Annotated in this window: 13 protein-coding genes; 12 read left to right on the top strand and 1 reads right to left on the bottom strand. The window is 64.0% G+C overall.

What is annotated here, in order from left to right:
* Positions 1-36: 36 nt before the first annotated feature.
* The 9 genes from QM797_RS16000 (at position 37) to QM797_RS15960 (ending at position 10065) form a co-directional block, all read left to right on the top strand.
* Positions 37-1365 (top strand): DUF6779 domain-containing protein, encoded by a 1329-nt coding sequence (locus QM797_RS16000; RefSeq protein ID WP_283276631.1) that lies wholly within the window; start codon positions 37-39, stop codon positions 1363-1365.
* 114 nt (positions 1366-1479) lie between these two features.
* Complete coding sequence (locus QM797_RS15995; protein ID WP_283276629.1) at positions 1480-2394, top strand: Rossmann-like and DUF2520 domain-containing protein; 915 nt, start codon at positions 1480-1482, stop codon at positions 2392-2394.
* On the top strand, positions 2391-3299 hold the full coding sequence (panC, locus tag QM797_RS15990) for a pantoate--beta-alanine ligase (RefSeq protein WP_283276628.1): 909 nt from the start codon (positions 2391-2393) through the stop codon (positions 3297-3299). The genes QM797_RS15995 and panC overlap by 4 nt, the downstream gene beginning before the upstream one ends.
* Positions 3300-3303: 4 nt before the next feature.
* Positions 3304-3735, top strand: coding sequence for an aspartate 1-decarboxylase (gene panD / locus QM797_RS15985; RefSeq protein WP_283276627.1), 432 nt, complete (start codon positions 3304-3306; stop codon positions 3733-3735).
* A gap of 4 nt (positions 3736-3739) precedes the next feature.
* Complete coding sequence (locus QM797_RS15980; protein ID WP_283276626.1) at positions 3740-4537, top strand: type III pantothenate kinase; 798 nt, start codon at positions 3740-3742, stop codon at positions 4535-4537.
* A 149-nt stretch (positions 4538-4686) separates the two neighbouring features.
* Positions 4687-5256 carry a cysteine dioxygenase gene (locus QM797_RS15975; protein ID WP_283276625.1) on the top strand — a complete coding sequence of 190 codons (570 nt, stop codon included), beginning with the start codon at positions 4687-4689 and terminating at the stop codon, positions 5254-5256.
* An 11-nt stretch (positions 5257-5267) separates the two neighbouring features.
* Entirely contained in the window at positions 5268-5690 is a 423-nt protein-coding gene (locus QM797_RS15970; protein ID WP_283276731.1) for a rhodanese-like domain-containing protein, read from the top strand.
* A gap of 36 nt (positions 5691-5726) precedes the next feature.
* Positions 5727-7250 (top strand): lysine--tRNA ligase, encoded by a 1524-nt coding sequence (gene lysS / locus QM797_RS15965; RefSeq protein ID WP_283276624.1) that lies wholly within the window; start codon positions 5727-5729, stop codon positions 7248-7250.
* A gap of 274 nt (positions 7251-7524) precedes the next feature.
* A complete protein-coding gene (locus tag QM797_RS15960) occupies positions 7525-10065 on the top strand; it encodes an ATP-dependent Clp protease ATP-binding subunit (RefSeq protein WP_283276623.1) in 2541 nt (846 codons plus the stop codon).
* A gap of 186 nt (positions 10066-10251) precedes the next feature.
* Here QM797_RS15960 and QM797_RS15955 read toward each other — a convergent pair whose 3' ends face one another.
* The gene (locus QM797_RS15955; protein ID WP_283276622.1) at positions 10252-11574 is read right to left on the bottom strand and encodes a serine hydrolase domain-containing protein; all 1323 of its coding nucleotides are present in this window, start codon (positions 11572-11574) and stop codon (positions 10252-10254) included.
* 125 nt (positions 11575-11699) lie between these two features.
* Here QM797_RS15955 and QM797_RS15950 point away from each other — a divergent pair, with 125 nt between their 5' ends.
* The 3 genes from QM797_RS15950 to QM797_RS15940 all read left to right on the top strand — a co-directional run bounded on the left by QM797_RS15950 (position 11700) and on the right by QM797_RS15940 (position 14805).
* Positions 11700-11837 carry a hypothetical protein gene (locus QM797_RS15950; protein ID WP_283276621.1) on the top strand — a complete coding sequence of 46 codons (138 nt, stop codon included), beginning with the start codon at positions 11700-11702 and terminating at the stop codon, positions 11835-11837.
* Positions 11838-11881: 44 nt separating this feature from the next.
* Positions 11882-12319: an OsmC family protein gene (locus QM797_RS15945; RefSeq protein ID WP_283276620.1), complete on the top strand. Its 438-nt coding sequence runs from the start codon at positions 11882-11884 to the stop codon at positions 12317-12319.
* Between the two features lie 173 nt (positions 12320-12492).
* Positions 12493-14805 (top strand): putative bifunctional diguanylate cyclase/phosphodiesterase, encoded by a 2313-nt coding sequence (locus QM797_RS15940; RefSeq protein WP_283276619.1) that lies wholly within the window; start codon positions 12493-12495, stop codon positions 14803-14805.

Genomic DNA, 14805 nt, shown 5'->3' with positions numbered 1-14805 from the left:
CTATTTGCGAACGGGTTGCCAGTTACCCTGGTGAACATGACAGATCAGACTCGCGCAAAGAAGGGGCGCCGAAACAGGCGTAGTGCGAGCCAGCTGTTTCTTGCGGCGCTCGTCGTGTTCGGCATCGTCGCCAGCGTGTTCCTGCTGTTCACCGAGAGTGTGCAGTGGATGAGGGTCGGTGTTCTCTCGGCGCTGTGGGCTGCCGTGATCGGTGCTTTCGCAATGACCAAGTACCGCCGGGAATCGGCTGCGGACCAGATCAAGGCGAAGGATCTGCAGACGGTCTACGAGTTGCAGTTGGCCCGCGAGATTTCGGCGCGACGTGAGTACGAGATGAGCGTCGAGGCTCGCGTTCGTAGCGAATCGCGAATGGAGATCGACGAAGTCGCAGCACTGCGCAACGAACTCGCCGCGCTCCGCCAGAACCTGCAGGTGCTGTTCGACGGCAATCTGCCGACCGAACGCGTTGCGTTGCGGGCCGAGGCGATGAGAATGCAGGAACTCGGCGGTCGGCGATACGACAGCTACCAGCCTGCGCCGTCCGGCTTGTACATCCCGGGTGGTGCGAACGGCAACGGTGTCGGAACTCCCTACGACGAGCCGGTCACGGCCGAGACGTCGGTGGTGTACCCCGAAGGACCGGACGAGATGCCACAGGCCACCGCCGCGTCGACGGCTCCCGGGGCGCAGGGTGCGTACGCCGAGAACGCGTTCGAGACCGAGGAGCCGAGCTACGACGAGTCGGCAACAGCGGTGGACGAGTTCGATGCTGTCGAGCGCCCCGCAGCGCGGCCGCGTCCGTACAGCGCGCCGAGACCGGCCGCGCGAGTCACTCCGCCCAGCTCGCCGTTCACGGCGTACAACTTCGAGCAGACGCGTCCGCCGGCAGCAGAGCCCGAAGCACAGGACTACGTACCTCAGCCCACCGCTGAAACATCCGAGGACGAGACCGCCGTGGCCGCGGAGTACCAGGCCGCGGAGTTCCAGGCCGAGGAGTATTCGACCCCCGTCGAGCCTGTTCAGCCCGAGTATTCCGAGACCCAGCCTGCAGCGGACTACGTTTCCGAGCCTGTGTACGGATCGGCCCAGGAAGGCGATCCCTATCCGGCGTCCCGTAGTGCGTTGCGCGAATCAGCGGATGCGTTCTTCTCGGCCGATCGTGACCTCGAGACTTCAGCCGTGGATACATCCAGTTCGCCTCGGCGCGGTCGTCGGCGTGCAGAGTCGACCGACGAGGATGCCAGCGGCGCACACTCGAACGGCCGTTCCGTCGCCGAGATCATGGCCGGTCTGGCAGGCGGCGACTCGGCCGACACCACGACCACCGACGCAGGCACGCGTCGTCGTCGCCGTCGCGCAGACTGAGAACCAGATCACACCGGTTTTCCATGGCACCGTCGGTGCCGCTGTCGCTATTGTTCCCTGCAGGACGTCTGGTACCCGCCGCGCGGGACTGGAACGAACGAGAGGAAGTTTTCGGTGACCTCATCTGGGTTCACTGGTGGTCTGTCTCCAGCTCGATTGACGGTGGGTGTCGTCTCGGCCGGGCGGGTGGGCACCGCATTCGGTGAGGCACTCGAACGCGTCGGACACGTCGTCGTCGGTGCCGCCGCTGTGTCGGACGCGTCGCTTGCTAGGGTGCGCGACCGGTTACCGGAATCGCAGATTCTGCCGGTCGACGACGTCGCTCGGCGCGCGGAACTGCTCATTCTGGCCGTCCCGGACAGCGAACTGGCGTCGATCGTCGCCGGCTTGGCAGCAACTGGGGCTGTGGCACCGGGCAAGTTGGTGGTGCACACCTCCGGTGCGAACGGCGTCTCGGTACTCGAACCGCTCGCTGCCCTCGGTGCCGTGCCTCTCGCGATCCATCCGGCCATGACGTTCAGCGGCAGAGCCGAGGACACCGACCGGATGACGGCGGCGTGCTTCGGCATCACTGCGAGTGACGAGATCGGTTACGCCGTCGCGCAGGCTCTGGTGCTCGAGATCGGCGGCGAGCCGGTTCACGTGGCCGAGAACAATCGGGCGCTGTACCACGCCGCGTTGGCGCACGGTAGCAATCACCTCGTCACGCTTGTGGTCGACGCGGTCGAAGCGCTTCGAGTCGCGTTGGCCGGACCGGGTTTTCCTGGTTCCGACGCCGAACGTGGTGTGCCCGAGCGTGTTCTGGCTCCGCTGCTCGAAGCAGCACTGGACAATGCGCTGCGCAACGGGCAATCGGCGCTCACCGGCCCGGTGGCCCGAGGCGATGCCGCAGCCGTCCGAAAGCACCTCGACGTGCTCGAGGCCGTGGATCCCCGGATCGCCGCCGGTTACCGTGCGCTGTCGCTGCGGTCGGCTCAACGTATCGGTGCGGCAGCCGATCTGATCGAGATTCTGGAAGGGAAGCAATGACCCTGGCGGGCAGCTACACCAAGGGACAGTTGACGGTTCATCACGATCCCGCGGTGATCACGTCGGTGTCCAAGGCCTTACGGGGTGTCGGCAAGCAGGTCGCGCTGGTGCCGACCATGGGCGCGCTGCACGCCGGTCACCTGCAGTTGGTGCGGCAGGCCAAGCTCACCGGTGCAGTGGTGATCGTGTCGATCTTCGTCAATCCGTTGCAGTTCGGCGTCGGCGAGGATCTGGATGCCTACCCACGAACCCTCGACGCCGATGTCGCGCTGCTCCGCGAGGAGGGCGTCGAGTTGGTGTTCGCGCCGTCGGTATCGGACATGTATCCGTCAGGTCCGCGCACCACCGTCAATCCCGGACCGCTCGGCGCAGAACTCGAAGGCGGCAGCAGGCCAACGCATTTCGCGGGCATGCTCACCGTCGTCGCCAAGCTGCTGCAGATCGCGGCTCCCCATCGCGCGTACTTCGGCGAAAAGGACTACCAGCAGCTGACGCTGATCCGGCAGATGGTGCGAGACCTGAACTTCGACGTCGCCGTCATCGGGGTACCGACGGTGCGCGAGCAGGACGGTCTCGCCTTGTCCTCGCGTAACCGGTACCTCGACCCCGAGCAGCGGGACGCGGCGATGGCCTTGTCGGCGGCGCTGGTAGCCGGAGCGCATGCTGCGGCCGGAGGAGCAGACGCCATCATCGCTACTGCGCGTGCCGTTCTCGACAAGGCACCGCTGGTGCAGGTCGATTACCTGGAAGTACGCGATCCACATCTCGGCCCGGCTCCCGAACGTGGGGACGGGAGGCTGCTCGTGGCGGCCAAGGTCGGTAGCACGAGATTGATCGACAATGTCGGTGTCGCAGTCGGCACTGGATTTCTGGAGTACCCCGACGATCCCAAAAGTGGAGAGTGACACGATGTTTCGTACCATGATGAAGTCCAAGATCCATCGCGCCACCGTCACGCACGCAGACCTCCATTACGTGGGCTCGGTGACCGTCGACCTGGATCTGATGGAGGCGGCAGATCTGCTCGAAGGCGAGCAGGTCACCATCGTCGACATCGACAACGGGGCGCGACTGGAAACCTATGTGATCACCGGTGAACGCGGCAGCGGTGTCATCGGAATCAATGGGGCTGCAGCTCATCTGGTCAATCCGGGTGACTTGGTGATTCTGATCGCCTACGGGGTGATGAACGAGCAGGAAGTTGCCGACTACGCGCCTCGGGTGTTGTTCGTCGACGAGAAGAACCGGCCGGTCGAGCTGGGCAGCGATCCGGCTCATGCGCCTGCGGGCTCGGGTCTGATCACTCCGCGCGATCTCCGGGCCGATTCCGTGCTGGTCTGATTTCATGCTCCTCGCGATCGATGTGCGCAACACCAGTACCGTGGTCGGGCTGTTCACCGGCACCGGTGATCACTCCAAGCTGCTGCGGGACTGGCGCATTCGAACCGACCCCCATGTGACAGCCGACGAATTGGCGCTGATGTTGCGTGGGTTGCTCGGAGCCGATGCGGAACAGATCACCGGAATCACCGCACTGTCGACGGTGCCGTCGGTGCTGCGAGAGATGCGCACCATGCTCACGCGCTACTGGGATCATGTGCTGCACGTGGTCGTCGAACCCGGCGTCCGTACCGGAGTTCCGCTGCTGGTGGACAATCCCAAAGAAGTCGGAGCCGATCGGATCGTCAATACCCTTGCCGCGCATGACTTGTACGACTCGGCGTGCATCGTGGTGGATTTCGGTACCACCACCTGCGTCGACGTCGTATCTGCCAAAGGGGAATTCCTCGGCGGTGCCATTGCGCCCGGACTCGAAATGTCGGCGTGGGCGATGTCGACCCGAACCGCCACGCTGCGCGAGGTCGAGATGGTCCGACCGCGGTCGGTGCTGGGCAAGAACACCGTCGAATGCATCCAGTCGGGCACGATCTTCGGGTTCGCGGGCCTGGTGGACGGTCTCGTCGGACGAATCAGGCGCGAGGTGCCCGAGGTCACCGGTACGGACGTCGCGGTCATCGGCACCGGAGACATCGCGGCGCTGATCCTGCCCGAGTCGACCACCATCGAGCACCACGAACCGGACCTGACGCTCGAAGGACTGCGACTGGTCTACGAACGGAACATGGCACGGCGTCCACGCTGACTGTCTTCAGTGACGTCCACGGTGAGCGCGCTGGCGCAACCGGGGTTCGTGTGTCAGAATCGTCGGCGTGATGATGTGCATGGCCACCCAGGAGTGTTGTCGAGGCTGACCGCTGCCTCGTTCGTCACACACCCCTGGAGTAGAGCTTCATGCTTTCCACACCTGTATTTTCTGCACCTTCCCGACCCACATTGTCCTCACGGTCGGTCTCGACATTGCCGACGCGGCTGCGTCCTCCCGACCTGCTGCGGATCACCGATCAAGGCGCATCGGACGTCCTCGAAGGTCGATTCGACCACCTGTTGCCAGGCGGTGGACGGTGGCCTACCGACGAGCGCTGGGCCACTCGTCTGCACTCCGACGACGATCTGGACGTCTGGTTGATCAGCTGGGTTCCCGACCGGTCCACCGAACTGCACGATCACGCCGGATCGCTCGGTGCGCTGACCGTCCTGAGCGGGTCTTTGCTCGAGTACCGCTGGGCGGGAACCGAATTGAAGGAGCGTCATCTCGACGCGGGAGACCAGGCGGCCTTCCCGCTGGGATGGGTGCACGACGTGATGCACGATCCGGCGTCGACCACGACCGGGCCCACTCTCAGCGTGCACGCATACTCGCCGCCACTGACGGCGATGTCCTACTACGAGGTGACCGAGCGTGCGACTCTGCGCCGCACCCGCAGCGAGCTCACCGACGAACCCGAGAAGGCCACACGATGACCATTCACACCATGACCATCGTCGAAATGCTGGAATCCGCTCGCGAGACCATCGATCGAATGACCGTCTTCGAGCTGCGCGACGCAGTCGACCGCGGTGCCGTCGTGATCGACATTCGCCCGCAGGCCCAGCGCGCCGTCGAGGGAACTTTGCCGGGCGCGCTGGCCATCGAACGCAACGTTCTCGAATGGCGTCTGGATCCCACCAGTGACGCGCGTCTGGCGATCGCCACCGACCACGACGTCGAGTGGATCGTCATCTGCTCCGAGGGCTACACCTCCTCGCTCGCGGCCGCGTCGCTCAAGCTGCTGGGTCTGCACAAGGCCACCGATCTGGTCGGCGGCTACCAGGCCCTCAAATCGGCCGGGCTGCTCGGAGTGTTGACGCAGGCCAAGCACTGCGTTCGTGAGGCAGAGGCCGTCGCAGCGCACTGATCGCACTGACAGTCCTGGACTGTAAAGTGTCTGCGCGTGAGTGATACAGCTTCTACCCAGCCGGCCGACGACACCCCGGAGCAGCTACGGATTCGTCGTGCCAAGCGCGCTGCGCTGCTCGAGCGCGGGGTCGAGGCGTACCCGGTATCGGTTCCGCGGACCCATTCTTTGCTCGAGATCCGCACCGAGTTTCCCGAACTCGAAGCCGACACGACCACCGGTCTGATCGTGGGAGTCGTCGGCCGCGTCATCTTCGTTCGCAACACCGGCAAGCTGTGTTTCGCCACGCTGCAGGAGGGCGACGGTACCCAGCTGCAGGCGATGATCAGCCTGGCCGGCGTCGGTGAGGACGCCCTCGCAGCATGGAAGGCCGATGTCGACCTCGGCGACTTCGTGTTCGTACACGGAGAGGTGATCAGCTCCCGTCGCGGCGAGCTCTCGGTCATGGCCGACGCGTGGCAGATCGCGTCGAAGTCGTTGCGGCCGTTGCCCGTCGCGCACAAGGAACTGAGCGAAGAGACGCGCATCCGGCAGCGTTACCTGGATCTGATCACGCGCCCGGAAGCCCGGGAGACCGCACGCAAGCGCATCGCCGTCGTTCGTGAGCTGCGCAATGCGCTCGAGCGTCGCGGCTTCCTCGAGGTCGAGACCCCGATGCTGCAAACGCTGCACGGCGGTGCCGCGGCCCGGCCGTTCGTCACCCATTCCAATGCCATGGACACCGATCTCTACCTGCGTATCGCGCCGGAGCTGTTCCTCAAGCGATGCGTCGTCGGCGGCATCGAGAAGGTCTTCGAGATCAATCGCAACTTCCGTAACGAAGGTGCCGATTCCTCGCACTCGCCGGAGTTCGCGATGCTCGAGACGTACGAGGCCTACGGCACGTACGACGACTCGGCGACGATGACGCGCGAGCTCGTCCAGGAAGTGGCCATGGCTGCGCTCGGGTCGACGGTCGTCACGCTGCCCGACGGCACCACCTACGACCTCGGCGGTGAATGGACGACGCTGGAGATGTACCCGTCGTTGTCGACCTCGCTCGGGTTCGACGTCACCCCCGACACCACCGTCGACGAACTGCTCGCGATCGCCGACAAGGTCGGCGTCGAGGTGCCGCGTAAGGACGGCATCCCGATCTACGGCCACGGCAAGCTGGTCGAAGAACTGTGGGAACACCAGGTGGGTGACGCGTTGACCGAACCGACGTTCGTTCGCGATTTCCCCGTCGAGACATCCCCTCTGACCCGGCAGCACCGCAGCAAGCCCGGCGTCACCGAGAAGTGGGACCTCTACGTTCGCGGATTCGAGCTGGCGACCGGTTACTCCGAGTTGATCGACCCGATCATCCAACGCGAGCGTTTCGAGGACCAGGCTCGTCAGGCTGCGGCAGGCGACGACGAGGCAATGGTTCTGGACGAGGACTTCCTCGCCGCGATGGAGCAGGGCATGCCGCCGACCACCGGAACCGGTATGGGCATCGACCGTCTGTTGATGGCACTGACCGGCCTTGGCATCCGCGAAACGATCCTGTTTCCGATCGTCAAGCCCTCCCAAGCCTGATCGGTCGGTAAAGCGCTGTTCGCCAGCAGCGGACATCGAATGGGAAACGTTTTGCATAGTGCCTGCGTTATGAACAGTAAGCAGGCAAGGCAGTCCGTATTCGCGGGCGGTTTCGCAGCATTTCAGGGGTGGAGGGTCGGCGTTCGTCACGTCGGCCAACTACAGTGAGTACCAGTCTTACCTTCAAATGCACAAGCGACCTCAGCGTATGGACACTGCGGCGCTAGAAGAACTGGTGGGCGAGCTACCACCCACCAAGAAGTGAGGGAGAGCGATGTTCGAGAGGTTCACCGATCGCGCGCGGCGTGTTGTCGTCCTGGCTCAAGAAGAAGCCCGGATGCTCAACCACAACTACATCGGCACGGAGCACATTCTGCTCGGCCTCATCCACGAGGGCGAAGGCGTCGCCGCCAAGTCTCTCGAGTCGCTGGGCATCTCCCTCGAAGGAGTACGCAGCCAGGTCGAGGAGATCATCGGCCAGGGTCAGCAGGCTCCGTCCGGTCACATCCCGTTCACCCCGCGCGCCAAGAAAGTACTCGAGCTCAGCCTGCGTGAAGCACTGCAGCTCGGCCACAACTACATCGGCACCGAGCACATCTTGCTCGGCCTGATCCGCGAAGGCGAAGGCGTCGCGGCTCAGGTTCTGGTCAAGCTCGGAGCCGACCTCAACCGGGTACGCCAGCAGGTCATCCAGCTGCTCTCGGGCTACCAGGGCAAAGAGCCCAGCGAGTCCGGCAGTGGCCGCGGCGAGGCGGGCACCCCGTCGACGTCACTGGTCCTCGATCAGTTCGGTCGCAACCTCACCCAGGCCGCGCTCGAAGGCAAGCTCGACCCGGTCATCGGTCGCGCGAAGGAAATCGAGCGCGTCATGCAGGTGCTCTCGCGTCGTACCAAGAACAACCCCGTCCTCATCGGCGAGCCCGGTGTCGGTAAGACGGCCGTCGTCGAGGGACTGGCTCAGGCCATCGTCAACGGCGAGGTTCCCGAGACGCTCAAGGACAAGCAGCTTTACACCCTCGACCTCGGCTCGCTCGTGGCCGGCAGCCGTTACCGCGGTGACTTCGAGGAGCGCCTGAAGAAGGTGCTCAAAGAGATCAACACCCGCGGCGACATCATCCTGTTCATCGACGAGCTGCACACGCTCGTCGGCGCGGGTGCTGCCGAAGGTGCCATCGATGCTGCGTCGATCCTCAAGCCGAAGTTGGCTCGTGGCGAACTGCAGACCATCGGTGCCACCACCCTCGACGAGTACCGCAAGTACATCGAGAAGGATGCCGCACTCGAGCGTCGTTTCCAGCCCGTCCAGGTCGGCGAGCCGACAGTCGAGCACACCATCGAGATCCTCAAGGGTCTGCGCGATCGCTACGAGGCACACCACCGCGTTTCGATCACCGACGGTGCGCTCGTCGCGGCTGCCACATTGGCCGACCGGTACATCAACGATCGGTTCTTGCCCGACAAGGCAATCGACCTCATCGACGAGGCCGGCGCGCGGATGCGCATCCGCCGGATGACCGCGCCGCCAGATCTGCGCGAGTTCGACGACAAGATCGCCGACGCGCGCCGGGAGAAGGAATCGGCCATCGACGCACAGGACTTCGAGAAGGCTGCGAACCTGCGCGACAAGGAGAAGACCCTCGTCAGTCAGCGTGCCGAGCGGGAAAAGCAGTGGCGCTCGGGTGACCTGGACGTCGTGGCCGAGGTGGACGACAACGAGATCGCCGAGGTTCTGGGTAACTGGACCGGCATCCCAGTCTTCAAGCTCACCGAGGAGGAGACCACCCGTCTGCTCCGCATGGAAGACGAGCTTCACAAGCGGATCATCGGTCAGGTCGAGGCCGTCAAGGCTGTCTCCAAGGCGATCCGTCGTACCCGTGCAGGTCTGAAGGATCCGAAGCGTCCGTCGGGCTCGTTCATCTTCGCCGGCCCCTCGGGTGTCGGTAAGACCGAGCTGTCGAAGGCTCTGGCGAACTTCCTCTTCGGCGAGGACGACGCGCTGATCCAGATCGACATGGGTGAGTTCCACGACCGCTTCACCGCGTCGCGTCTGTTCGGTGCTCCTCCCGGATACGTCGGCTACGAAGAGGGTGGCCAGCTCACCGAGAAGGTCCGCCGCAAGCCGTTCTCCGTCGTGCTGTTCGACGAGATCGAGAAGGCCCACTCGGAGATCTACAACACGCTGCTTCAGGTCCTCGAAGACGGTCGTCTCACCGACGGACAGGGACGTACGGTCGACTTCAAGAACACCGTGCTGATCTTCACCTCGAACCTCGGTACCGCAGACATCTCGAAGGCTGTCGGTCTCGGCTTCTCCTCGGGTGAAGGCACCGGGTCGAACTACGAGCGGATGAAGCTCAAGGTCAACGACGAGCTGAAGAAGCACTTCCGGCCCGAGTTCCTGAACCGTATCGACGACATCGTCGTGTTCCACCAGCTCACGCGAGACGAGATCATTCAGATGGTCGATCTCATGCTCAACCGAGTCGAAGGTGCGCTCAAGAACAAGGACATGGGCATCGAGGTCACCGAGAAGGCGAAGTCGTTGCTCGCCAAGCGCGGATTCGACCCGGTCCTGGGTGCGCGGCCACTGCGTCGCACCATCCAGCGCGAGATCGAGGACGCGTTGTCGGAGAAGATCCTCTTCGGCGAGATCGAAGCCGGCCAGATCATCCTGGTCGACGTCGAGAACTGGGACGGCGAAGGCTCGGGCGAGGACGCCAAGTTCACCTTCCGCGGTGAAAAGAAAGCGATCATCGTCCCCGACGAGGTCCCGGTCGATCTGGCCAAGGCCACCGGAGACAGCGACAGCGAGTAGGTTCCGCGAGCTCTACACATCGGGCGATCCTCTTCGGAGGGTCGCCCGTTGTCGTACGTCCGCCGACCCTGCCCGCCCCGTTCGCGGCCCGTCCCGTTCGCGTCAATGGACCCCTGCAGCGCTCAGACGCATGCAACGGTCCATTCACGCAGATCACCTCCGTGGGTGAATGAACCGTTGCACCGCTCAGACGTGTGCAGTGGTCCATTGACGGAAGGCCCGAGCAGCGAGGGCAACGGCGATGACCGCAAGTTTCGCCAGCACGATCCAGAACAGCAGGGTCATGTCGGGAGCCCAGCGGGCAAGGGTCGAGATGGAGGCACCGGTGAGCATCGGCATCGCGAAGTACAGCACTCCTCCGGCAGCGACGGCCATCAGGATGTGCGCAGGTGCCCATCGGCCCGGGGCAGTCCTGATGCGAAGCAGGATTCGGCCCGCGCACAGTGCCAGCAACACCGCGAGGGTGCTCGACGCGATCAGCGCGATCTCGTACATGCCGAGGCCGGTGGTGCGGGGTTCGTCGAGTCCGAGTCGGGTGAGCACGAGTGAGCGAGCCGCCGACGCCAGTTTTTCGGCCTCGAGTTCGCCGTATCTGTTGGCCGTGAACACCACGGCCAGATGGCGTTCGGGAATCAGCGCAACATGCGTGAAGTAGCCGGGAACCGCTCCAGAATGCCATCGCATCTCGGTACCGTCGGACAGCGTTTCGACGTACCACCCGCATCCGTATGCCGTGCCCGAGCCCGTCGGTACCGTGTCGAGACCGTTCGACGCCTGTTCGGTCAGTTGCCGCGCCGCGTAACGCGAGAGTTCGTCGATCGAACCACCGAGGTAGCCGTAGCCGAGTCCGGCGGCATCGATCCCGGTGTCGATGCGTCGGAGTAGTCCGAAGAACGGAACGTGTCCGGGCGCGACGGTATCGACGGTGTGCACTCCGGTTTCCCGAGCCACGACGTTCGCGAACGGTTCGGCAGTGATCTTCTCGACGATGGCCTGCAGCAGTAGGTAATTCAGGCTGGAGTATCGGAAATTGCCGCGCTCGGCGGCGGTGACGTCGAGGGTGGGTACTACGTCGAGTGCTCGGTCGGTTCGTCCCCACACATCGAGTCGGGCGACGTCGTGGGGGAGTCCGCTGGTGTGGTGGATCAGGTCGGTGATCATGACGTCGCCGGGGAGGATCGAATCACTTTCCGGCAGAACAGAATTCACAGTCGAACGCAGGTCGAGGCGCTGCTGCGAGGCGAGCGAGTGTACCGTCGCTGCCGTCACCGACTTCGACACCGAACCCCAGACGAACGGCGTGCCGTTGTCGATCGGGGCACCGTGTCCGTCCACCCCGTACTCGACGTTCTCGATCACCTCGCGTTCGGAGACGACTCGGAAGGCCACTCCCGGCAGGCCCAGATCCTCGGCGATCACCGCGATGTCCGACGCGCTGCCGTCGTCGGGGATGGTTGGGGTAGCGGTCAGAACTGCTGCGATGGTCAGGAGGGCGTGCACGATGCGCATGGATCGAGTGAACCAACGTCACCGCGTCGACGCCTCGGTGAACACCCTGATTTCACACCCGAGATCATCCAGCCGGGTCGTTTCAGCCGGCTCCACTCCGGTGAATCAGGCCGTCGATCCAGGGCATGACGTCGGACTACGCGGCCAAGGACCCGGACAGATGGTTCGCGCCCGGCATGTGGGCACACTTCTACATCTGTCGCATTCTTCGTGTCGAGATTCCCGCACTCGATGGCCCGGCCGAGCCGCCGACGTTAGCCTGAGTATCGGTCCTACACAGGGTCGACGACGAAAGGATTGAAGTTCGATGCCAACTCGTACCTCACGCACAGCTTGGAACGGCACTCTCGAGCAGGGTTCCGGCCAGGTCGAGCTGTCCAGTTCCGGCGCAGCGACTTTCGACGTGTCGTTTCCCAAGCGCGCCGCCGAGAACGCCGACGGCACCACCAGCCCCGAGGAGTTGATCGCAGCTGCCCACTCGAGTTGCTACGCGATGCAGCTGTCGGCCTTGATCGCCGAGGCGGGTGGTACCCCGCAGAGCCTCGAGGTCACCGCCGACGTTTCGCTCGGTCCCGACCAGCCCGGTTTCAAGTTGACGGGTATCAAGCTGACCGTGCGAGGCGAGGTCGACGGTCTCGACGCAGACGGGTTTGCGAAGGCTGCTCAGGCTGCAAAAGAAACGTGCCCCGTCAGCAAGGCGCTGACCGGCGTGGAGATCACCTTGGATGCATCTTTGGAGGGCTGAACCGACGCGGTGCCCGATGTGTGACTGGCGAACGATCGTCAGGTTTGAAATAGTTCGTTACTTGGCCCATCCGCGGATGATTCGGCGACGAATTGTGGTCAAACGTCGGGTTCGATCGGCTGTTGCGTACGTTCGGGGTACGCACCGACCGGCCTAGGAAGGATCGGCCCACCATGTTGTGGACGCGCTTCCTAGGTCTCGGCGCACTTGCAGTGGTGGCCTACGCACTCGCCCCACAGGGAATACCCCGGAACACGATTTACGCAATCGTGGTCTCGGCCACAGTGGCTGCCTTCGTGCATCGCTACGTCGGTGAACCCGGCCCGGACAAGCGGACGTGGAAGTACATGGTTGTCGGCATCGGCAGCTGGGTCATCGGGGACGCGCTGATAGCCGTGATGAAGATCGACGGTGGTCAATTGCCGACGTTCTCCGCTGCGGACGTGTTCTACCTTCTGGGCTACGCGATCATCGCAGTCGGGTTCGCTCGGGCCGCCGACGAAAACGGTTTGATGTTCGGGCTCGAGGAACTGTACGAGTGCCTCATCGTGGCCGTCGGGTTCGGTCTCGTCACCTGGGTGTTCGTCATTTCCGACAGTTCGACGCGGTCGTTCTCGGAGGCCATGGCGCTGTGGCCGGCAACGGCGTACCTCACCGTCGACGCGTTCTTGTTGACCCTCGTCGGCAGTTTGTATCTCGTCACGCGGTCGGCCACAGTTCCCCTCTTGGCCGCGGCAGCCGGGGTAATCCTGCTCGTGTCGGCCGACTTCGCGTCCTACTCCGCCGCGAGCAACACCGAGGTCTACCGATCGACGATTCCGAACGCGATGTGGTTGGCCTCGTACGTCTGCTTCGGAGTCGTCGCCCTGCACGATGTGCAGAAGTCCGTCAGGCGGGCCGACCGGCCCGGTCCGTTCAAATTCGGTAGGGGACGGTTCTTCGGACTCGCGGTTGCAATCGCCGTGGTACCCACGGTGATGACAGTCCAGCTGGCCCGCGGCGTTCCCGTCGAGCAATGGGGTTGGGTCATCGTGGGATCCTCCGCGCTGGTCATCCTGCTTGTCGGGTTACGGATGGCGCGCTTCGTGCGCACGCTGCGACTGCAGGCCGCCATTCTCGAGGATGTCGCACGTACGGACGCGGTGACCGGACTCGCCAGCCGGCGTCTGCTTCGGGAGCGATTGGACACGATGCTCGCCACTCGCGGTGATTCGGACGTCTTCACGCTGGTGGTCGACATCGACCGCTTTGCGCAGATCAACGAGACGTTCGGTTACAGGGTGGGCGACAGTGTGCTGCGTGAGATCGGCCATCGACTCGTCGCATCGGTTCGATCCGACGATCTGGTCGGACGCCTCGGAGGCGATCAATTCGTGGTCGCGATGACTCGTCGCCCCGGCCGGACGGATGTGTGCGAGACCGCCGCACAGCTGCAGTTCGCCGTCAGTCGCAAGATGTTCGTCCACGACATCAACGTCGCCCTCGATGCGACGGTCGGAGTAGCAGCCATCGAAGAGCTGTCGGTCTGTGCACACCGGCCGGAGGGCCGGTCGGCGACACCGATCGACGGTGAGGCGATGATGCAGCAGGCTCATGTGGCGCTGACCGCAGCCAAGGCAGGGCAGACCCGAGTCGGTCGATACGAACCCGACATGGATCGTGATCGCCACGATCAGATGCGGTTGCTGGGCGAGCTCGACACCGCGATCCGGGATCATCAGCTTCGGGTGTTCTTCCAGCCATGCCTGGATCTGGAATCGGGCAGCGTCGATCGCGTCGAAGCTCTGCTGCGGTGGCAGCATCCACGTGAGGGTTTGATCGGCCCGTCGATCTTTCTTCCCGACGCCGAGCGGACCGGCATGCTGCCCGCAATCACCGCGCTGGTGCTCGACGAGGCATTGGCGCAGTGCAGTGCCTTACGGCGACGCGGCATCAATCTGTCTGTTTCGGTGAATCTTTCGGTCCGTAACTTGCTCGACGAGACGCTCACCGAACAGGTGTCGGCTGCGCTGGCCAAGTACGCGGTGCCGGCGCACACCCTGGAATTCGAGGTCACCGAAACAACCGCGATGACCGACCCGGTGCGTTCGGTGAACGCGTTGGCGTCCCTGCGCAGCTTGGGGGCAACCATTGCGATCGATGATTACGGCACCGGTTACAGCTCGTTGGCGTATCTGCAGAGTCTGCCGGTGCAGACGCTCAAGATCGACCGCTCGTTCGTGTCGAAGATGAACACCGACGACACCGATGCGTCGATCGTGCGCTCGACCATCGACCTGGCTCGAAGCCTCGGGGTGCGAGTGATGGCAGAGGGGGTCGAGGACGCGGGCACGCTCGACGCGCTGCGACTGCTCGGGTGCGACGGTGCCCAGGGCTACTTCTTGGGTAGACCGATGCCCGCAGAGTTCCTGGCCGATGCCGTAGCGAAACTGGATTCGGAGATGCCGACGAAACTCGAGTGGGAACTCGCTCGCGAACGCATCTGA

It is taken from the genome of Rhodococcus sp. IEGM 1381 (genome assembly GCF_030056795.1).
In the GTDB taxonomy this organism is placed as follows: Bacteria; Actinomycetota; Actinomycetes; order Mycobacteriales; family Mycobacteriaceae; genus Rhodococcoides.
Note: the sequence above shows the minus strand (reverse complement) of the source record. Positions and strands in the feature narration are given on the sequence as shown.